This is a genomic window from Leeuwenhoekiella sp. CH_XMU1409-2, assembly GCF_037029365.1.
GTDB lineage: Bacteria > Bacteroidota > Bacteroidia > Flavobacteriales > Flavobacteriaceae > Leeuwenhoekiella > Leeuwenhoekiella blandensis.
The window spans coordinates 16,061-35,124 of the sequence record NZ_JAYMEI010000016.1 but is presented as its reverse complement, the minus strand read 5'-3'; the positions used below and the strand labels follow the sequence as shown (position 1 = coordinate 35,124).

The 19,064-nt window shown below is 39.1% G+C and carries 16 protein-coding genes; 6 read left to right on the top strand and 10 right to left on the bottom strand.

Going from position 1 to position 19,064, the window contains the following annotated elements; genetic code table 11:
* Positions 1-49 precede the first annotated feature (49 nt).
* Together WA338_RS15325 and WA338_RS15320 are read left to right on the top strand one after the other, a co-directional pair.
* The gene (locus WA338_RS15325; protein WP_009780116.1) at positions 50-235 is read left to right on the top strand and encodes a CsbD family protein; all 186 of its coding nucleotides are present in this window, start codon (positions 50-52) and stop codon (positions 233-235) included.
* Between the two features lie 77 nt (positions 236-312).
* Positions 313-1,605 carry an anthranilate synthase component I family protein gene (locus WA338_RS15320; RefSeq protein WP_272985566.1) on the top strand — a complete coding sequence of 431 codons (1,293 nt, stop codon included), beginning with the start codon at positions 313-315 and terminating at the stop codon, positions 1,603-1,605.
* Here WA338_RS15320 and WA338_RS15315 read toward each other — a convergent pair.
* Positions 1,602-2,237 (bottom strand): Crp/Fnr family transcriptional regulator, encoded by a 636-nt coding sequence (locus WA338_RS15315; RefSeq protein ID WP_272985564.1) that lies wholly within the window; start codon positions 2,235-2,237, stop codon positions 1,602-1,604. The two genes, WA338_RS15320 and WA338_RS15315, sit on opposite strands and share 4 nt — an antisense overlap.
* Before the next feature lie 130 nt (positions 2,238-2,367).
* Between WA338_RS15315 and WA338_RS15310 the strand changes: the two genes are divergently transcribed.
* Positions 2,368-3,132 carry a YebC/PmpR family DNA-binding transcriptional regulator gene (locus WA338_RS15310; protein WP_009780119.1) on the top strand — a complete coding sequence of 255 codons (765 nt, stop codon included), beginning with the start codon at positions 2,368-2,370 and terminating at the stop codon, positions 3,130-3,132.
* 32 nt (positions 3,133-3,164) lie between these two features.
* Here the strand turns inward: WA338_RS15310 and WA338_RS15305 are convergent, their stop codons facing one another.
* Positions 3,165-4,955 (bottom strand): mechanosensitive ion channel family protein, encoded by a 1,791-nt coding sequence (locus WA338_RS15305; protein WP_272985563.1) that lies wholly within the window; start codon positions 4,953-4,955, stop codon positions 3,165-3,167.
* Between the two features lie 320 nt (positions 4,956-5,275).
* Between WA338_RS15305 and WA338_RS15300 the strand changes: the two genes are divergently transcribed.
* Positions 5,276-6,811: a glycogen synthase gene (locus WA338_RS15300; RefSeq protein ID WP_272985561.1), complete on the top strand. Its 1,536-nt coding sequence runs from the start codon at positions 5,276-5,278 to the stop codon at positions 6,809-6,811.
* Here the strand turns inward: WA338_RS15300 and moaA are convergent, their stop codons facing one another.
* From moaA to WA338_RS15260, 8 genes are read right to left on the bottom strand one after another with little or no spacing between them, the layout of a single operon-like run.
* A complete protein-coding gene (gene moaA / locus WA338_RS15295) occupies positions 6,812-7,819 on the bottom strand; it encodes a GTP 3',8-cyclase MoaA (protein WP_272985559.1) in 1,008 nt (335 codons plus the stop codon).
* On the bottom strand, positions 7,812-8,729 hold the full coding sequence (gene moaCB, locus WA338_RS15290; RefSeq protein ID WP_272985557.1) for a bifunctional molybdenum cofactor biosynthesis protein MoaC/MoaB: 918 nt from the start codon (positions 8,727-8,729) through the stop codon (positions 7,812-7,814). The genes moaA and moaCB overlap by 8 nt, the downstream gene beginning before the upstream one ends.
* Before the next feature lie 39 nt (positions 8,730-8,768).
* Complete coding sequence (locus WA338_RS15285; RefSeq protein WP_272985555.1) at positions 8,769-9,197, bottom strand: molybdenum cofactor biosynthesis protein MoaE; 429 nt, start codon at positions 9,195-9,197, stop codon at positions 8,769-8,771.
* 11 nt (positions 9,198-9,208) lie between these two features.
* The gene (locus tag WA338_RS15280) at positions 9,209-10,252 is read right to left on the bottom strand and encodes a HesA/MoeB/ThiF family protein (protein ID WP_272985553.1); all 1,044 of its coding nucleotides are present in this window, start codon (positions 10,250-10,252) and stop codon (positions 9,209-9,211) included.
* 9 nt (positions 10,253-10,261) lie between these two features.
* The gene (locus WA338_RS15275) at positions 10,262-10,501 is read right to left on the bottom strand and encodes a MoaD/ThiS family protein (RefSeq protein ID WP_272985551.1); all 240 of its coding nucleotides are present in this window, start codon (positions 10,499-10,501) and stop codon (positions 10,262-10,264) included.
* Positions 10,502-11,080, bottom strand: a complete 579-nt coding sequence (locus WA338_RS15270) for a molybdenum cofactor guanylyltransferase (RefSeq protein WP_272985550.1) — start codon at positions 11,078-11,080, stop codon at positions 10,502-10,504.
* A 3-nt stretch (positions 11,081-11,083) separates the two neighbouring features.
* Positions 11,084-11,419, bottom strand: coding sequence for a winged helix-turn-helix domain-containing protein (locus tag WA338_RS15265; RefSeq protein ID WP_272985548.1), 336 nt, complete (start codon positions 11,417-11,419; stop codon positions 11,084-11,086).
* A 1-nt stretch (position 11,420) separates the two neighbouring features.
* The gene (locus WA338_RS15260) at positions 11,421-12,599 is read right to left on the bottom strand and encodes a molybdopterin molybdotransferase MoeA (RefSeq protein WP_272985546.1); all 1,179 of its coding nucleotides are present in this window, start codon (positions 12,597-12,599) and stop codon (positions 11,421-11,423) included.
* A 215-nt stretch (positions 12,600-12,814) separates the two neighbouring features.
* Between WA338_RS15260 and WA338_RS15255 the strand changes: the two genes are divergently transcribed.
* Both WA338_RS15255 and WA338_RS15250 read left to right on the top strand, forming a co-directional pair.
* On the top strand, positions 12,815-15,151 hold the full coding sequence (locus tag WA338_RS15255) for an FdhF/YdeP family oxidoreductase (RefSeq protein WP_272985544.1): 2,337 nt from the start codon (positions 12,815-12,817) through the stop codon (positions 15,149-15,151).
* Between the two features lie 589 nt (positions 15,152-15,740).
* A complete protein-coding gene (locus tag WA338_RS15250; RefSeq protein WP_272985543.1) occupies positions 15,741-19,061 on the top strand; it encodes a SusC/RagA family TonB-linked outer membrane protein in 3,321 nt (1,106 codons plus the stop codon).
* Positions 19,062-19,064 lie beyond the last annotated feature (3 nt).

The window sequence follows — 19,064 nt, the reverse complement described above, 5'->3', positions numbered from 1 at the left end:
GAAGCAAAATGTAATTTTAAGTAATACTAATAACAAAAAATATAAAGCTATGAATTCTGATCAATTAGAAGGAAAATGGAAACAAGTAAAAGGAAAATTCAAAGAAGAATACGGTGACGTTACCGAAGATGATACGACGCATGCAGAAGGTAAATTTGACCAGATGCTAGGAAAGCTTCAGGAAAAAACCGGTAAAACTAAAGAAGAGATCAAAGATTGGATCGATAAGCAATAAGACTTAATTCAATCAATAGAAATCAACCGCTAGCAATAGCGGTTTTTTTATTTTCTAAACTGTAATTTCGCAGCGCTATGCGCAGTATTGAAACAAGAGAAATCCCTGCATCTTTTGATGTTTTGTCTAGATTGGTAAATTGGGCTAATCGGGCGACAGTAAGTTGTTTGCTTACCTCAAACCAAAACAAAGACCGTTATGGTGCTTTTGATATGTTGCTGGGTGTAGAGGCGCATACACAGCTTGTAACTTCAACAGGCTTAGCTTTTGATAAGTTGTCTCAATACAGAAAGAAAACTCAGGACTACATTCTGGGATTTCTCACCTATGATTTAAAGAACGAACTTGAAGATCTAGATTCTAATAATCCGGATCATTTAGAGTTTCCTGAGCTCTATTTTTTTCAGCCTGAAAAACTTGTTAAGCTTAACGGCAATCAAATCACTTTTATGTATTTGCCACACGTTGCACATGAAATAGAAGCCGATTATCAAGGGCTATTATCGCAACACGAATTCAAAAATCAAGCTGCGCCAATAACAAAGCCTAAAATTCAAGTGCGTTTTAATCGCGATGCCTACTGCTCACAGGTTAATAAAATGCTTGATCATATTCACCGCGGTGATATTTACGAAGCCAATTTTTGTCAGGAATTTTATGCGAAGGCTGCTATTGACCCTGTAAAAAGCTTTTTACATCTTAATGAGATTTCAGAAGCGCCTTTTGCTGCTTTTTTTAAGAAAGATGTGCAATTTGCTTTGTGCTCCTCTCCCGAACGCTTTTTAGTCAAAAGAGGCACCAAACTGATAAGTCAGCCAATTAAAGGAACTGCTCCAAGGCACATGGATCATAAGCTAGATACTAAACTTGCAAGTATGCTCGCTCAAGACGCCAAAGAGCGTTCAGAAAATATTATGATTACCGATCTCGTACGAAATGATCTGTCTAAAAATGCGCGTAAAGGAAGCGTTGTTGTAGAAGAGCTTTGTAAAGTCTACAGTTTTAAGCAGGTGCATCAAATGATCTCTACGATAAGTGCAGAAGTTGATCTGCAAGAAGATCCTGTCGAATTATTGAAAATGGCATATCCTATGGGAAGTATGACTGGTGCCCCAAAGGTTTCGGCTATGCAGATCATTGAAGAATTAGAAAATCACCAGCGCGGACTTTACAGCGGCAGTATAGGTTACTTTGAACCCAATGGTGATTTTGATTTTAACGTAGTGATTAGAAGTATACTTTATAATGCCGCAAAACCTTATGTTTCGTTCTCGGTGGGTAGTGCGATCACTGCTCCGGCCACTGCATCAAAAGAATATGAAGAATGTCTCCTAAAAGCCAAAGCGATGCGGGAGGCACTCGAGATTTAATCCAGATCTATCAATTCAATCTTATTTCGCTGAATTTTAATACGTCCTTCGAGTTCCAGCTTTTTAAGTAATCTAGAAATAACCACACGAGATGTGTGAAGTTCGTAGGCAATATCTTGGTGTGTACTTGTAATGGTATCGCTTTGTACTAGTTTTTGTTTGTCTCTGAGGTAGCGTAATAGCCGCTCATCCATACGCATAAATGCGATACTATCGATTGTGTCAAGCATCTCCATCAAGCGGTTTTGGTAGCTGTCAAAAATAAAATTACGCCAAGACTTGTATTTTGAACTCCATTCTTCCATCTTTTGAATAGGAACCATAATCAATACGGTATCCAACTCAGCAATTGCGCGTATTTCACTTTTGCGTTGTCCGCGATTGAAAGAAAGCGTCAAAGCACACGTGTCGCCCTTTTCTAGGAAGTAGAGTAGAAGTTCATCACCGTCAGAATCTTCTCGAAGAATTTTAATCGCTCCTGAAATTAACAAAGGCATAGCGGTCATATACTGACCGATTTCCATAAGTTTTTCACCTTCAGTCACTTCTCTTAAAACGCCAACTTCTGCAATTTCTTTTAGAAGTTCAGGTTCAAAAATATGTGCATAATGTTGCTTCAGTAATTCTTCCATAGTTCAAATGTAAACCGAAAATATATAATTATGTCTTCAGTATTACGCGGAAAACTTTAAAAAAGGGTTAAAGTGCTTGTGCTGTATTTATAATCTTTTAAATTATCTCTTAGACAAAACTAACTAGAACATGGCAGGACATAGTAAATGGGCCAATATTAAGCACAGAAAAGGAGCCCAGGATAAGAAAAGAGCAAAACAATTTACGCGAGCGATCAAAGAGATTACCGTTGCGATTAAAGAGAATAATCAGAATGGAGACCCCGATTCTAATCCAGCCTTGCGTAACGCAATACAAAATGCCAAAGGTGTAAATATGCCTAAGGATACGATCGAGCGTGCGATTAAAAAAGCTTCAGGAGCAGATGCCGATAGTTATGAGCAAATGACTTTTGAAGGTTACGGTCCACACGGAATAGCTTTTTTTATAGAATGTACTACGGATAATACTAATCGTACTATTGCTTCGGTACGCTCTATATTTTCTAAAAATGGTGGAAGTTTAGGTACAAACGGTTCGTTGGAATTCTTGTTTGACCGAAAAGGTGTATTTACGCTTGATAAAGCGGTTATTGAACGTGATTGGGAAATGCTTCAACTAGAATTGATCGAAGGAGGAGCGGAATCTTTTGAAAATCACGAAGATGTTTTTGTGATTTATACCGAGTTTACAGATTTCGGTAAGATGGCTCAGCACCTTGAAGAATTGAATATTGAAACTAAAAACGCCGAACTACAGCGCATTCCATTGAATACTGTTGAATTGCCCATAAATCAAGCACAACAAATTCTCAATCTAGCTGAAAAATTTGAAGACGATGACGATGTTCAAAATGTCTTCCATACCCTCGAACTTTCAGAAGAATTAGCAATGGCGCTAGATGAAGAGGAGTAGGTTTTAAGTCATTTTCTTCTGTAAAAGGGGAATTATTCCTCCTTTTTCTCTTCTTCCTTTGTTGGATCTGTTTCAGATGTTTGAGTTATCAAGGTGTTTTCAAATTGAACACGAGATTTTGAAAGATGTTTTCCATCTTCTAATGAACAGATATAGGTAATGAGTTTTTCACGCAGTCTACAATGTAGATCCCAAGTTGTAGAGGCATCTTTTGAACTACAAAGCGCTCGTAATTCTAATGCTTTTTCTGTAACATCTACCACTTGCACAGTCGGCGGATTTTCTTCATCCCAATCTTCTTCAGCTTCTAGAAGTTCTACAAATTTATTGCGTACGAGATCAACATCTATTTTATAATCTGCATATAAAATTATAGGTCGCACTTGATGCGCGCTGGTCATCGACCAGTTTTCAAAAGTGTTACTGATAATAGTTTTGAGCGGAACAACCAATCTGCGTAAATCCCACGTGCGCACAACCATATACGTAAACCGAATATCTTCAACATAACCCCAATCATCTTTAATGATCACAGTATCGCCTATACGCGCCGGTCTGGTGATCGCAATTTGAATACCGGCAATGATATTTCCTAAGGTACTTTGAGCGGCTACACCTAGTATTACAGTAGCTAAACCGGCAGAAGCAATAAGTGAAATCCCTAATTTTTCTAACGATCTAAACTGTGAGAGAATCACCGAGATACCTACGATAATAACCACAAAGGTAATTACCCTGCGCGCTACAGAAATATAGGTCATCATCATTCGGGCTTCATTGTTCTCTTCGGGATTGGCATCACCTATTTTAGTCTCAGCAACATAAACCATGAACGAGTCTATAAAGCGCATGATGAACCAAGTGATCGTACCAATGACAGCGATTAATAGAATGGCGTAAAGCGTGCTTGCAAAACTACCTCCAAAGGAAATAAGTTTGTTAAGCGAAACGTAAAAAAACAACACTCCAATGGCCCAACCTGCAGGAGTCGCCAGTCGCTTTGCGATTGTATTTACCCAAGCTTTTTTCGATTTTCTGAAGAGCTTTCTAAAAATTCCAATACTTACTCTTCCTAAAAAATAGCTGAGTAGAATGAGAATGATGGTTCCTACAACTTTCCAAACAGGCATGTTTAGGAAGCGTACGCGTGCCCAATCGGGCATCATTCGGTCTAACTCTCGCGGACCATAAGCTTCATATAGTCCGTCTATATTTTCAACAGTATTTGCAGAGATCAGCCAGAATGCGCCAAACTCTTTATACTTTACCCGTTGAAGTCGTAGAACAACGTCTTTTCCGTTAAGATCCACTTCGCCAAAAACCACGCTACGCATCGGTTTTCCGGCAATCGCTTGGTTGGTTGTTGTGCTTATATCTATTTGTCCATCCGGTCTATCAGACAAGCTTCCCCAATCAATTTTCACACGCTGATTCAAAACGAAATAGAGTTTTTCGGCTAAAGTCGCGGCTTGTTCTTTTGAGAGATTGTCTGGAAGCAAGTTTAAATTCAGCGCATATGAAGCATCTTGAAAATTAGCATTTCGCGCTTTGACAATAAAATGTTCCAATGTAGCCTGAGGCGACTGAAAATTGAAGTTATTGGGTGGAAGCCCGATGGGTCTGTTTAAGCGATTTAAAACAAAATACGCATCATTATATTCTTGAATGGCATTGGGCAAATAATCTCCTTTCTGAGGAACTGTGGCTTCGCTAGAGGGTAAGTCTTTACCAGAAACGGTGGCCGTACTATCCTGTGCGTTACACAGAATAACATTCAAATTTAACAATAGAATAAAGAGAAGGTAGAATTGGTTAGATTTCATAATCTGAAATTTACGGTCAAATTTTCACCTCAAGTATTAGGGTTTCGTTAAAAACTGAGTTGAATACTAACGTAGTGTAAAATTTCACATGCTTTTATGAATAATAAATGTATATACGACGTTTATTTATGATTGAAATATTATTTTTAGTGATGCATAGCAAGTACATAGCAGTAAATTATATAGCGGTTTTAAGCAACATCAACTTATCTTAGTTAATTAAGCATATAAATAAAATGCTTTTACAAAGTAATATTGCTCTAAGAAGCTATTTAGTTTGCTTAAAAATAGAGGGTAACGCATAAATTTTAATTCAGTAGATGAAGAATTTCTTATTTGTTTCAGCCGAAAATGATGCTTTGGCAAATTGTAAAGCCGGCGGTATGGCAGATGTTGTTAGAGATGTGCCCAGGCAAATCGCTACTACCGGCGATCACGTTCACGTGGTAGTACCTGCGTATAACCGACTTCATAAAAACGGGTGCCTTATTTCAGAATTGAAATTTAATATTTGCGGGGAAGCAACCGTCGCCACCATTTATGAGGTCGCTCCTAAAAAGAAAATTGAAGGAATCACCCATTATGTGATTGATCATCCTGAGATCGTTGAAGGCAACATCGCACATATTTATAATGATGATCCTGAAGAGCCTTTTTTTACTGATGCAGTTAAATATTTTATTTTTAATACAGCTGTTGCTCAAGCGGTAAAACAGAATATTTTTGATCACGTAGATGTGGTGCATTTACATGATTGGCACACAGCGCTTTTGGCATTTCATAAAGCCTTTCATCAGGATTTTACCATATTAAAAGAGAGTTGGTTTGTATACAGTATTCATAATTTGAGTTTACAAGGAATCAGACCGCTCAACGATAATTTTGCTTCGATCAATAATTTCTTTCCAGAGTTGGGTTATGACTATGAGAAGATCAAAGATCCACGTTATAATGATTGTATCAATCTTATGGCGGTTGGGATCAGACTTTCTGATAAAGTACATACGGTGAGTCCGTCTTATATGCAAGACATCATGCGACCTAGTCACAAGCCTGAATTCATTGGGGGAGAAGGATTGGAAGAAGATTTGCGCATTGCTTTTGCTGAAGGCAGACTTCACGGGATCCTCAATGGCGTGAATTATAAGAATATGCGCGTTGCGAAAAAAGGCAATTTGTATGCAAATATTCTCATTCAGATCTTTAAATGGATTCAGGAAGAATCTAAAAAATACAAATCAGATATTCTGGCTAATACTGGCGAAAAAGTAGTGCATCTGCTACTGAATCCGCCGAGTTTTGTTGCTTCGAGTGTCGCGCGAATGACCGAGCAAAAGTTTTACTTCTTCAAAAGAAACCCGGAAGCATTAAAAGAAATCCTTAAAAATTTAGAAGCTAAAAACGGCATTTTCATTCTTTTAGGAACAGGCGAGCCCGAATATGAACGCTTAATGCGTGACATCAGTTATGAGCACGCCAATTTTATTTTTATCAATGGGCAATCTGAAGATATAATCGACTCTATTTACCTAGAGTCTAATCTTTACTTTATGCCAAGTCTTTTTGAACCTTGCGGGATCAGTCAGATGCTCGCTATGCGCAATGGCGTGCTTTGTTTGGTGCATCACACGGGCGGACTTATCGATACCGTGCGAGACGGGGTTGACGGTTTTGCCTTTTATGGTTCACACATAGATGAGACGGTAAGCAATATGGTAAAAGCATTTGATCACTGTATTGATGTGTATCAAAATGACCGTAAGCGCTGGGGTGTCATGCGTAGAAAAGCCAAAGCCGTCCGCTTTTCTTGGGAAGATTCCGTTAAAAGATATTACGATAAATTGTACACCTATTAATTAACCTCCAATCGCGATCATACTGCGATTATTGCTGTGCAGATCAGGGTTGGTGAGTTGATCAAAATCAGTCATTCCGGCGCGTACCGCTTTCTTTTTATTGAGCGCTTCATCAATGAGTTGTTCTAATTTTTCGCCTTCGCGAAAGGGTTTCAATAAATTAGTTTCTTCATTTGAAAAAAGACAGTTTTTCAACTTACCATCTGCTGTAAGCCGAATACGGTTACAGCTGTCACAAAACGGATTGGTCACCGAACTAATAATACCGAAACTTCCCGTAAAACCTTCAATTCTAAAATTACGTGCAGTAAAGTTCTTTTCATTAGGAAGCGGTTGCAAAGCTTCAACCCCAAAATGATCGGTAACACGATTTATGATTTCAGCCTGAGATACGAGTTTATCTTTGTTCCAGGCATTTCCATCAAAAGGCATAAACTCTATAAACCGCACATTAATATCACGCTCTTTAGTGAGTTTGATAAATTCTACGATTTCATCTTCATTAAAATTTTTCATCAAAACCGCATTGATCTTGACATTAAAACCTTCCTTAATGAGTTGTTCAATATTGGTAAATGCTTTTTTATACTGATCGCGGCGCGTGATAAACTTGAATTTTTCAGCATTCAAGCTGTCTAAACTCACATTGATATCCTTGAGTCCGTATTTTTTAAAATCGGCTATAAAACGATGGGTAAGTAGAGCATTGGTGGTGATCGATAACTTTACAGGAAGTTTGGCCAGACGCCCTAGAATATCACTAAAATCTTTCCGTACCAAGGGTTCACCACCTGTAAGTCTAATTTTATCCACTCCATACTCCACAAACACTTTGGCAAAAGCTTCGATCTCCTCTGCGCTCATCAAATTGGCACGCGGACTCAACGGAATTCCGTCGTGCGGCATACAATAAGTGCAGCGCAGGTTGCATTTTTCGCTTAGCGAAATACGCAGATAATTGTGCTTGCGGCCGTGAGTATCGGTTAATATAGCGGTGGTTTTATTCATCGGCATTATGTTGGGCTCCTCTTAATATTTTGAATACGTGCAACAGATGCGGAAAAACAGCATCCATACTTTCTTTGGCTCCGTTAGTTGAACCCGGTAATGCCAAAACAAGGCAATTACCCAAGGTTCCTGCAACGCTGCGTGAGAGCATCGCATAAGGCATTCTATCTTGACCGTACTTGCGTATAGCCTCCTCAACCCCCGGTATACGGCGCTCCAGAATAGGTTCTAAAGCTTCAGGCGTGACGTCGCGCATACTTAAACCGGTTCCGCCGGTGTAGATTAAAAGATTAACAGTATCAGAAAGTTCAATAGCTTTATTGCGAATGGTTTGCAAATCATCGGGAATGATCTCATATCCTTGAATTTGAACATCGCTCGCCTGAAGTTTTTCCATAATGGCTTTGCCTGCTTTATCTTCTTTTTTTCCTTCAGAAATAGAATCTGAACAGACGATGATATGCGCGCTGAGTCGCGACGGATTTTGATCTTTAAAGCTGCTTTTTCCTCCTTTTTTGTGGAGCAACTTCACGTTGTTGATTTCAATTCCTTTGTCAATAGGCTTTAGCATATCATACATCGTAAGCGCGATTACCGAAGCACCGTGCATAGCTTCAACTTCTACACCGGTTTTGTAAACGGTTTTTACGGTAATCTCAATGAAGATATCTAAACCTTCGATACGATAGTCAACTGCTGTGTATTCTACCGGCAAAGGATGGCAATCGGGAATACTTGTGTGTGTATTCTTTACTGCGAATAATCCGGCGGTTTTTGCCATTTCAAAAACATTGCCTTTAGGCACTGCATTGCGCTGCAGCGCATCAATCGTTTCTTGCTTGCTAACACTTACTGTAGCTTGTGCAGTAGCAGTTCTTAGCGTGTTTATTTTGTGGGTTATATCAACCATAAGTTTTTGTATTCAGGATTTTTTAAAGAAGTATTTAAACTAACTATTCACCTTCCATTGGTGTGTTTCATCTTCAAAAATCTCTTTACCGTAAATTGGCGTGTGTTCTTTAACTTGGTTTACCAGCCATTCTGTAGCTGCATAAACTTCTTTTCTTCGGGTAGCTGAAACAAAAACGAAAAAGCAAATCTCACCGGTTTTTATAGTGCCCAAACTGTGATAGATATGCATACAGATCAGGTCAAATTTTTCAAATGCCGCTTCTCTAATTTCGTGCAGTTTGGTATTTGCCAACTCCTCATAACATGTATACTCAATTGCCGCAACCTTTTTACCATCAACGTCATCAGCGCGCACCTGACCCAGAAAAATATTGTGTGCACCAATGCTCGTTTTGCTTTGATGTTTTGCTATTGAATCACCAATAAATTCACTGCTGATGGGGCCTTGTATAAATACTTGTTTCATTTTATTTTAATTTAAACCGAAGCTGTTGCGATCAGCTTTTGGAGTTGAGCAGCACCTTCTGTAAGTGCTTTTGCGTTAATATGTTTATGTTTTTTTAGAAGTTGAACCGCTTGTAGCGCCCGTGCGCCGCTTTGACAAAAGAAATAATAGTCTTTTGACGATTCAAAATCCTGTACTTTATAGTTTAGCTCTTGCAAAGGAATTTCCAAAACAGAAGCATTTGCGATTTTAGGTTGTTCTTCTTTCGTTCGTACATCAACCAAAATTCCATTTACGAGTAGATCAATGCTGAAAGAAACTTTAGGTGAATCATTGTTTTTATGCGCTGCGTTAAACGATTCTTGAGTTATTTGGATGTTCTCATTCTTTTTAAATTTAAACCGGTCTTGCGTAGCCGTGAGTGTGTTGTAAACGAGCAATTCGCCTGAAAGTACATTACCGGTTTCCAGAATGATTTTTAGTACTTCAGCGGCTTGTAACATTCCGATTAGGCCAACGCTTGTTCCTAAAACACCCGCTTCTTCGCAGCTCGGCACTTCAACGGCTTTAGGGAACAGACATCTGTAAGTAGGCCCATTTATATAATTGAAAACCGAAACTTGTCCTTCAAAACGATGAATACTACCATAAACCACAGGTTTATTCGTGATTATCGCAGCATCATTTATGAGATACCGCACTTCAATACGATCGGTAGCATCAATGATGATATCATAGTTTTTAAATAGACCAAGTGCATTTTCTCCACTTAAATATTCCGCATATGCGGTACAATGAAGCTCCGGTTGTTGCGCTTTCAAAAAAGCTTTTGCTGCTTCTGCTTTGTATTCGCCAATATTCTTCGGAGTATAGAGAATTTGTCTGTGAAGATTACTTTCTTCAACCTGATCACCATCAATAATACCTAGATTTCCAATACCGGCCGCAGCTAAATAGGGTAGAAGCGCACAACCCAGTCCACCAGCGCCTACGATAAGCACGCGGGCTTCAGCTAATTTTTGCTGCCCGTTAATCCCAACTTGGGGTAAAATGGTTTGTCTTTGGTACTTATTCATTTTTATAATTTATCCACCGGCATAAGGCGGAAGTAATGCAATCACGTCACCGTCGTGGAGACTTACAGCTTCATCTTGATCAATTAGTTTTTGATTGATCGCCAACTGAAAAGGAATGTGACTTATCGCGTTATTCTTTTTTAACTGTTCAAGCAAGGCCATTGTGGTGGAGCAATCTACAGGTCTCTTTTCTTCGTGTGTCCCCATAACATCTACCAGCTGACCAAAATATTTCAGTGTAATTTCCATTTAGACTAAATTTTTTTCCAAACGCGCTAAAATTGCAGGCGTATTAATATTGGTAAACGCCGCCTCATCTATAAAATTAACAGCTTTATAATTTTGCTCTTTGATAAAATCAATCAATTTGAGTTTGTTTTGCTTTAGATTCTCTTCAACTTCAGGTAGCAAACATTTAGCATAAATGCCTATCAAAGGATGCCATTTTTTTTCAGTTTTTGCGAAGACAATATCTGCTGAATTTTTAAACCTAAGTAGTTCTTCAATAACATAAGATTTTAAAAGTGGTATATCACAACTGAATACCAAAATTTGCGATTCTTCCGTATGCTGAAGTGCTGCGTGAATTCCTCCCAATGGACCTTTTTCAGCATAAATATCTTGTATTATGGGAAGTCTGAAACGACCATATTCTTTATTCTTGGTGACTAGAACTATTGAATCTGTAATGTTTTTTAAAGTATTGATTATGTGCGAAATAAATTCATTTTCCTGAAGCGTTACTAGACCTTTGTCTTGTCCCATTCTTGAACTTCTACCTCCACATAAAATGTAAGCCGGAATGTTATTTTTTAAAGGATCAATCATCAGTTAGGCTTCTTTTAAATCGTCATATTTTTCATCCAAAAAAGTCTCGCAAGCCGTATTGAGTTTTTCAAATTCAGCAATCATTGATTTACCATACGCAGTCAAAACAGTCCCACCGCCAGACTTGCCACCGGTGTTAGTAATCACAAGGGGAGTGTCTGAAAGCGTATTCATCGAATTGATAAGACTCCAAGCTTTTTTATAAGACATGTTCATCGCCTTGGCCGCTGCACTTATCGATTGCGTTTTTTCAATATTTTTTAATAGTTCAACACGCCCGTAACCAAGAAATACTTGACCATCTTCTTCAATCCAAACTCTACTTTTTACCGCTCTCATCTTAAAAGTTCAAATCAATATAAGTAACCCAATCACCTTCTTTGAGAATTTCTTTTTCTTCAGGAATCATCAGCAAGGCATTACTCAGCGCATAGGTATTAAGCATGGAACTTGCTTGCCCGGTATATGGTGTAATCTTATCTCGAGTCACACCGGCTTTTAAAAACAGGGTTTTGCCATGAATGTTTTTAATGGTCGTTGTAAGCCTTGCTTTGCGCTGTGGTAGAAAAGGATCTAGACTTCCCATACGTGCTCTTAAATGAGGCAAAACATAAACGTAAAAAGCAGTCAAGCTGGAAGCCGGATTTCCTGGAAGTCCAAAAACCGACTTTTCTTCTTTAGTCCCAAACCAAAGCGGCTTTCCAGGTTTCTGATTTACTTTATAAAAATGTTCTTTAACCTCATTTGTGATCAAAGCATCTTGCACAAAATCATAATCTCCAACCGAAATTCCACCGGAAACTAATAGCACATCTGCATTTTCAAGCGTACTTTTTACCATTTTGATGGTAGCCTCTAAAGTATCTTCAACTTTTAAAAGTTCGATGCTATCAATGCCTATACGCTTTAAAGCACTTTTGAGCATAATACCGTTACTCTCATAAATATGATTGGGTTTGAGTTTGCTTCCCGGCGCCTGCAATTCATCACCTGTCATCAGCACGGCAACTTTTGGTTTTCTGTAAACCTCAATTTCTGTAAGTCCAAGGCCCGCCATAAAACCAATTGAAGCTTCATTGACCTGATGGCCTTGTTTTAAGACCACAACTCCTTTTTCAATTTGCTCACCAATAGGTCTAATGTTTGCGCCTTTTACAGGTAGTTTTTCTATGAAAAGTTGATCGCGTTCAAGTTGTGTGTGCTCTTGAATGATAACCGTATCTGCTTCTGCAGGAACCGCTGCTCCCGTAAAAATTCGAATGGCTTCTCCTTTTTTCAACTTAGGAACTTCCGCAGCCCCGGCTTGTACTTTTCCAACAACTTTTAAAGACGTGCAATTCTCATCATAAATGAAGGCATATCCATCCATCGCCGATTGACGAAATGGAGGCAATGAGAGGGGAGCAATGATGTCTTGTGCCAAGAACTGATTACTGCTAGCACTCAATTCTACCTTTAGTTTTGGTAAAAGCGCAGCATTATCGATAACCGACTTTTGAGCTTGAGCAACTGAAATCATTCTTATAAGCGTTATGTTTTAGCGAATATAACGAAAGACTGAGGAGGGAGATAAAATAGTTTCGTGATTAACACGCTTTTAATATCCCTGCTTCAATCTTCTGCATTTATTTAGTTTTTCCTTAATAGATCACCGCACAATTATTATTTAACTTGAGATTTCTTAGGAGCGTTCAAGCTGCTTAAACCGTTATAATTTCAAAGAATCGTACTATTATGTCAAAGCCTTTAAGACGAGGAGTTTCAATCACCGGAATCGAAGAATTTACCAATATTAAACTCGGAGATCCTGTACGCGATGCCGCAGGAATGCTAGGCGTAAAAGAAGCTCTAAAGCACGGTTTTAAAGAAATGGGAGTTTTACGCTCTATGGGCGCTTTGCTTAAGATGAATCAAAAAGATGGTTTTGATTGCCCGAGTTGTGCCTGGCCAGACCCAGAAAATAGATCTCCTGTTGCCGAATATTGTGAGAATGGAGCAAAAGCGCTGGCGGATGAAGCAACCACTGCAAAGGCTGATAAAAACCTATTCAAAAAGTGGAGCGTAGCAGAGCTTTCGCAGTTGTCTGATTACGAACTCAATAAATTTGGTCGTCTTACCGAACCTTTGGTTTTAAAACCGGGGAGTAATCATTATGAACCCATATCCTGGCAAGGAGCTTATGACTTGATCGCCAAGCACCTCAAAGCATTAAATGCTCCTGATGAAGCCATTTTCTATACTTCGGGACGCTCGAGCAATGAAGCTGCATTTTTGTATGGAACTTTTGCACGTGCGCTAGGCACTAACAATTTACCGGATTGTTCTAATATGTGTCACGAGTCTAGCGGTGTTGCGCTTGGAGAAACCTTAGGAATAGGGAAGGGGTCTACCGTTTTAGAAGATTTATATGAAGCTGAAGTGATCTTGATCGCGGGTCAAAATCCGGGAACCAATCACCCGCGTATGATGTCTGCCCTAGAAAAATGTAAAAACAACGGCGGAAAAGTGATAAGCATAAATCCGTTAGAAGAGTCAGGTTTAGTCAATTTTAAAAATCCGCAGCATTTAAGCGGAACCATTGGAAGCGGAGTGCAAATGGCAGATTTGCATTTACCGGTAAAAATCAATCAGGATATTCCGTTGATGAAGTTGATCCTAAAGAAACTAGCGACTTTAGACAGTATAGATCATCAAGTTTTTGATCACGCTTTTATTGAAAAATACACTTCGGGCTATCAAAGCTTTATGAATGATTTGGCGCAATACGATGAAGAAGATCTTCTGGCGCGTTGCGGCGTGAGTGAAGCTTCGATCAATAAGGCGGTGGCGATGCTTCGGAAATCTAAGAAGATCATTGTGTGTTGGGCAATGGGACTTACACAACATAAAAATGGTGTAGAAAATATACGTGAATTCGTCAATTTACTTTTACTGAAAGGAGCTTTAGGAAAGTCCGGAGCAGGAACCTGTCCCGTACGAGGGCATAGCAACGTGCAAGGCGATAGAAGTGTCGGGATACAGCATTTTGTAGACGAAGCGATGAATGAGCGCATTAGAAAGCATATGGCTTTTGAACCACCCGCTCATAAAGGTTGGGATGTGGTAGAATCTATTCAAGCTATGCACGAAGGTAAAGCCAAAGCTTTTTTCTGTTTAGGCGGAAATTTTTTAATGGCCGCATCTGATACGCAATATACCGCCGAAGCTATTGAGCAATGTGAGTTGACCGTTCAGATAAGTACGAAACTCAACAGAACCCATTTAGTAACCGGAAAAACCGCATTGATTCTGCCTACATTAGGAAGGTCTGAAAAGGATATGAATGGCGATACCAAACGTTATTTTACTGTGGAAAACAGTATGGGAAAGGTGAGTCAGTCTAAGGGAATTCTCAAACCTGCTACAGGAAATTTACGCAGCGAACCGCAAATTATTGCAGAAATAGCTAATACCTATTTCGATTATCATCCACTTGACTGGAAACGTTTAGGGGAAGATTATGATTTGATTCGCGAGTATATTGATAAAGTGGCAAAAGGTTTTGAAGATACTTCCAAACGCTCTGAAGGTCACGGTTTTTATCTGCCTAATAATGTACGTAATCTTGATTTTAGTATGCTCCCGGAAGGAAAAGCTCAACTTACCGTCAATAAATTACCTGAGCATACTTTAGATTCTGATGAATTTATGCTGATGACGATGCGCTCTCACGATCAATTCAACACGACAATCTATGGATTAGATGACCGCTACCGAGGTGTTTATAATGAGCGTCGCGTGGTATTTATTAATAAAGAGGATATGAAGGATTTAGGTCTTCAAAAGCTTGATGTCGTCAATCTTACCAGTACCTATGACGGTGTTGTGCGCACCGCCAGAAAGTTTTTAATTGTTCCTTATAACATTCCTAAAGGAAATGTCGCAGCCTATTTCCCGGAAACTAATATTCTTGTTCCCTACAATCATTTTGCAGAGCGCAGTCAGACACCAATAAGTAAATCTGTAAAGGTGCGGATTGAAAAAGTAGCTGCAGCCGAGCAACGCCTCATCGATTCTTCAGAGCTGGATTAATTTTTTATTCATTCTAAAGTAGCGAATATACAAGGATAGGGCGTCATTTTCGCAGCCTCTCACCAAACAAAATACTTTCAACGAAACCATCTGGTCTTGGCCAAGAAAAATCGTCAAAGCAAGTTCTGAAGAATTCTGTATAGAATATTTCAGAAAAGCTTTTTTAAGGATACCGGCTAGTAAACGATGGCTCCTTGTGAAAATAGATGCAATAAATTGAATGTATTGTTGGTAATAATAAGAGTTGTTTCCATCGTTAGTATGTTTAATAATCATCTTTCCGTGCCTATCTAAAGATAAAATCTTCCAGTAGGAAAAACGTTTTATTTAAGACTTCTTCTTCGTGTTTTTTATAAACAGCTAAAAATTAATAGAGTGTAAGCATAATTTTTAGAAAAATTAACGTTTTAATTTGTAGGTCAATATATTTTGATTATACTTGTAGTCAAATATACCATTAGTTGTATTTTGAAAAACTTGTTGTACTGCTCGCTAAACCTAGGTTTGGTGATGATTTTAGTATTATTTAAATCAATATCTATTTTTTCAAAATACAATCGATTGTAGAAACTAATTTAAAACTTATGCAATGAAAATTACATCTTCACCAAAGTTGTTTAAAGGCCGATTCAGGTCGGTCTGTATTGTTTTTGCACTGTTCCTTTTTCAAGTGGGCTTTGCTCAGGACATGCGTAGTGTAACCGGTTCGGTAACTTCAAAAGACGACGGAATGCCTTTACCAGGCGTTAATATTTTTGTCGAAGACACCAATTATGCAGCGGTAACCGATTTTGACGGAAATTTTACTATTGAACTGCCTGCTTCAACAATGGTTCTTACTGTTTCTTCTGTTGGTTTTATTACGAAATCGATTGAGGTATCGCCAACGCAGCAAAATTTGTCCATTATTCTGGAAACTGATGTCGCAGCACTCGAAGAAGTTGTCGTTATTGGTTACGGAACTTCCTCCCGTCGTAATGTAACTGGTGCTATAGCATCAATTTCAGGAGAAGAGGTCGCAAAAGTACCGGTGGCCGATGCAACACAGGCTTTACAAGGTAAGCTTGCCGGTGTTAACATCAGCACTCAGGATGGTCGTCCGGGAGCAGACGTTCGCGTTCGTGTACGTGGTGGCGGATCGATCTCTCAAAGTAATCAACCTTTATTTATTGTAGATGGTTTTCCGGTAAGTTCAATAAGTAATATCCCGGGGAATCAGATTAAAAGTATTGATGTTTTAAAAGATGCTTCTTCAACCGCTATTTATGGTTCTCGAGGTGCAAACGGTGTAATTATCGTAACTACAAAGAGTGGTAGTGCCGGCAAAACGCGCATTACCTATGATGGTTTTGCGCAATACAGCTATATTCCGGAGTACATCCCCGTGATGAATGGCTATGACTATATCGCTTATAACTGGGCGTATGCCGATGCAATTGGTGATCAATATGCTGACGCCTGGGAGCAACTTTGGGCAATAGGAAGATATCAAGAGGGTAATCCTGAGGGAATCGATTACTATAGAAATGTAGATAGCAAAGATTTTACTAAAGAATTGTTCAATTCTGCATATACGCATAACCACAACTTGAACATCTCCAGTGGTACCGAAAAAACTAAATATCTTTTAGCCTTAAACCATATCGATCAAGATGGTAATAAAACTCGTTCTTTTTATAAACGAAGTAATGTGCAGTTCAAACTTGATCAGGAAATAAGCAGTCGTCTCGATTTTACCATTAACACGCGATTTGTTGATGTAAGAGAAGGAAATAATCAAGGTAATTCTAATGCATATTGGTTTAGACCCATTGCAAGTGAAGATATTCTCGGAGAGTCTGATGTCACCGTGAATACTCAACTTGGAGATTATAACCAAGTTCTACAGGATTTTTACAATCCGGTGGCACTGCTGAACGATACCGATAGTGATCAGCGTTCAAGATCGCTTGTGGCAAATACCGCGATCAATTGGGAAATTATAGACGGTTTAACTGCAAAAACCAATTTCAGCATTAGTGCCAACTGGTCACGTGCTAAATATTGGGAGGGAGCGATCGTAAATAATTATCTAGATAACGCCGGGAATGTTACCTATAGCGGAGATGCCCGTATTCGCGCTGCAGAAGGATGGAATTTGAGATGGATCAATACGTTGAACTACGAAGTTCAGGGCTTAGGTGAGGATCACCAGTTGAGTGTACTTGCCGGTATGGAAATTTCAGATTCAGGTTCAGAATTTACAGATATTCGTGGTAATGAATTTCCAGCGTCTTACGATGCTACAAGAGCCTGGGCAAATATGAATGATTTTTTACGCCGAGAGGATCAAGAAAACTTTCAGCTGGGATCACAGATCGGAATTCCTAATCGACTTCAATCGTATTTTGGAAGGTTTAATTATTCTTATCTAGACCGTTATTTATTTACAGGAACGTTCCGTGCAGATGGTTCATCGCGTTTTGCACCTAGCAATCGCTGGGGGTATTTTCCAGCGGGAGCTTTTGCCTGGAGACTTTCAGAAGAAGAGTTTTTAAGCAATACCTCGTGGATTGATGATTTAAAACTTCGATTGGCCTATGGTGCCGTGGGTAGTGATGCGATCAGTTCTGAATTATGGAAACAAAGCTGGGCATCAGCTACAGGAACCTATTCGATTAATGAAACGATTCAGCCGCTTTACAGACCGGCATCTTCGCTTATTGCAAATCCAGATTTGAAGTGGGAGACCACCATTACACGTAATATAGGTTTAGACTTTACCCTTTTTGACCGAAAAGTTTCCGGTAGTCTAGAACTTTATAAAAACACGGTTAAAGATTTATTACTCGTGCGAGATGTTTCCCCATTAACCGGTTTTTCATTTACTCAGGAAAACATAGGACAAACCAGTAATAAGGGTATCGAGCTGACTTTGAGTACAGATATTGTCACTTCAGAAAATTTCAACCTTCAAGGTGGCTTTAATATCAGTATTAACAGAGGAAATATCGATGAATTAGCTGAAGGTATTGATGGGCAATACGGGTCTAACTGGGGGAGTGTAGCGCAAAACCCACGTGAAGATTATGTTTTCCAAGTTGGTCAACCAGTCGGACTTATTCGCGGTTATATTTATGATGGCTGGTATACTACAGATGATTTTAACTACGATCCAGATACACAAACCTATACGTTAAAAGACGGCGTTGCAGATTATGCGAGTGGTGTCTTGGGTAACGTTTATGGTACGGCAAGTAACAAGCCAGGAGCACAAACGGCTTATCCTGGCGTACAAAAAGTTAAGGACACAAATGGTGACGGTGTGATCGATGATTTAGATATCGGTATTATTGGAGACACCAATCCTGTACACACCGGTGGTTTCAATTTTAGTGGAAATTACAAAGCCATTGATTTTGCTTTAAACTTTAACTGGAGTTATGGTAATGATCTTTATAATGTTACGCATCAGGCAGCTTATTTAGGAAATAAAGAAGCTGGATTGTTTCGCAATCGATTTCAAGAATTGGCAGGGCATTATAAAATCTATGATATTGTCGATGGGCAGTTAAATCAGGTTGTTGAGCCAGCCGCGCTAGATGCTTTGAATGAGAATGCGACAACTTTCTTGCCTTATCCTGAAAATGCTGTGGTTTCAACCTTTGCGATAGAGGATGGTTCATTCTTAAGATTAAACACCTTAACGATAGGATATACCTTACCTAATCCAGAGAAATTGGGAATTACCAGATTGCGTTTTTACGGTTCGGTATTTAACGTATTTACCTTGACAGGTTATAGCGGTTATGACCCGGAAGTGAATGTAGATGAGACCGGTAGAAGTTCGTATTACCCAACACCGGGATTTGATTATCAGGCATATCCACGACCAAGAACAGTAACTCTTGGACTCAATCTTGAATTTTAAAAA

Coding starts and splice junctions, on each gene's coding strand:
- WA338_RS15325 (WP_009780116.1), top strand. CDS start 50: ATGAATTCTGATCAATTAGAAGGAAAATGGAAACAAGTAAAAGGAAAA.
- WA338_RS15320 (WP_272985566.1), top strand. CDS start 313: ATGCGCAGTATTGAAACAAGAGAAATCCCTGCATCTTTTGATGTTTTG.
- WA338_RS15315 (WP_272985564.1), bottom strand. CDS start 2,237: ATGGAAGAATTACTGAAGCAACATTATGCACATATTTTTGAACCTGAA.
- WA338_RS15310 (WP_009780119.1), top strand. CDS start 2,368: ATGGCAGGACATAGTAAATGGGCCAATATTAAGCACAGAAAAGGAGCC.
- WA338_RS15305 (WP_272985563.1), bottom strand. CDS start 4,955: ATGAAATCTAACCAATTCTACCTTCTCTTTATTCTATTGTTAAATTTG.
- WA338_RS15300 (WP_272985561.1), top strand. CDS start 5,276: ATGAAGAATTTCTTATTTGTTTCAGCCGAAAATGATGCTTTGGCAAAT.
- moaA (WP_272985559.1), bottom strand. CDS start 7,819: ATGAATAAAACCACCGCTATATTAACCGATACTCACGGCCGCAAGCAC.
- moaCB (WP_272985557.1), bottom strand. CDS start 8,729: ATGGTTGATATAACCCACAAAATAAACACGCTAAGAACTGCTACTGCA.
- WA338_RS15285 (WP_272985555.1), bottom strand. CDS start 9,197: ATGAAACAAGTATTTATACAAGGCCCCATCAGCAGTGAATTTATTGGT.
- WA338_RS15280 (WP_272985553.1), bottom strand. CDS start 10,252: ATGAATAAGTACCAAAGACAAACCATTTTACCCCAAGTTGGGATTAAC.
- WA338_RS15275 (WP_272985551.1), bottom strand. CDS start 10,501: ATGGAAATTACACTGAAATATTTTGGTCAGCTGGTAGATGTTATGGGG.
- WA338_RS15270 (WP_272985550.1), bottom strand. CDS start 11,080: ATGATTGATCCTTTAAAAAATAACATTCCGGCTTACATTTTATGTGGA.
- WA338_RS15265 (WP_272985548.1), bottom strand. CDS start 11,419: ATGAGAGCGGTAAAAAGTAGAGTTTGGATTGAAGAAGATGGTCAAGTA.
- WA338_RS15260 (WP_272985546.1), bottom strand. CDS start 12,599: ATGATTTCAGTTGCTCAAGCTCAAAAGTCGGTTATCGATAATGCTGCG.
- WA338_RS15255 (WP_272985544.1), top strand. CDS start 12,815: ATGTCAAAGCCTTTAAGACGAGGAGTTTCAATCACCGGAATCGAAGAA.
- WA338_RS15250 (WP_272985543.1), top strand. CDS start 15,741: ATGAAAATTACATCTTCACCAAAGTTGTTTAAAGGCCGATTCAGGTCG.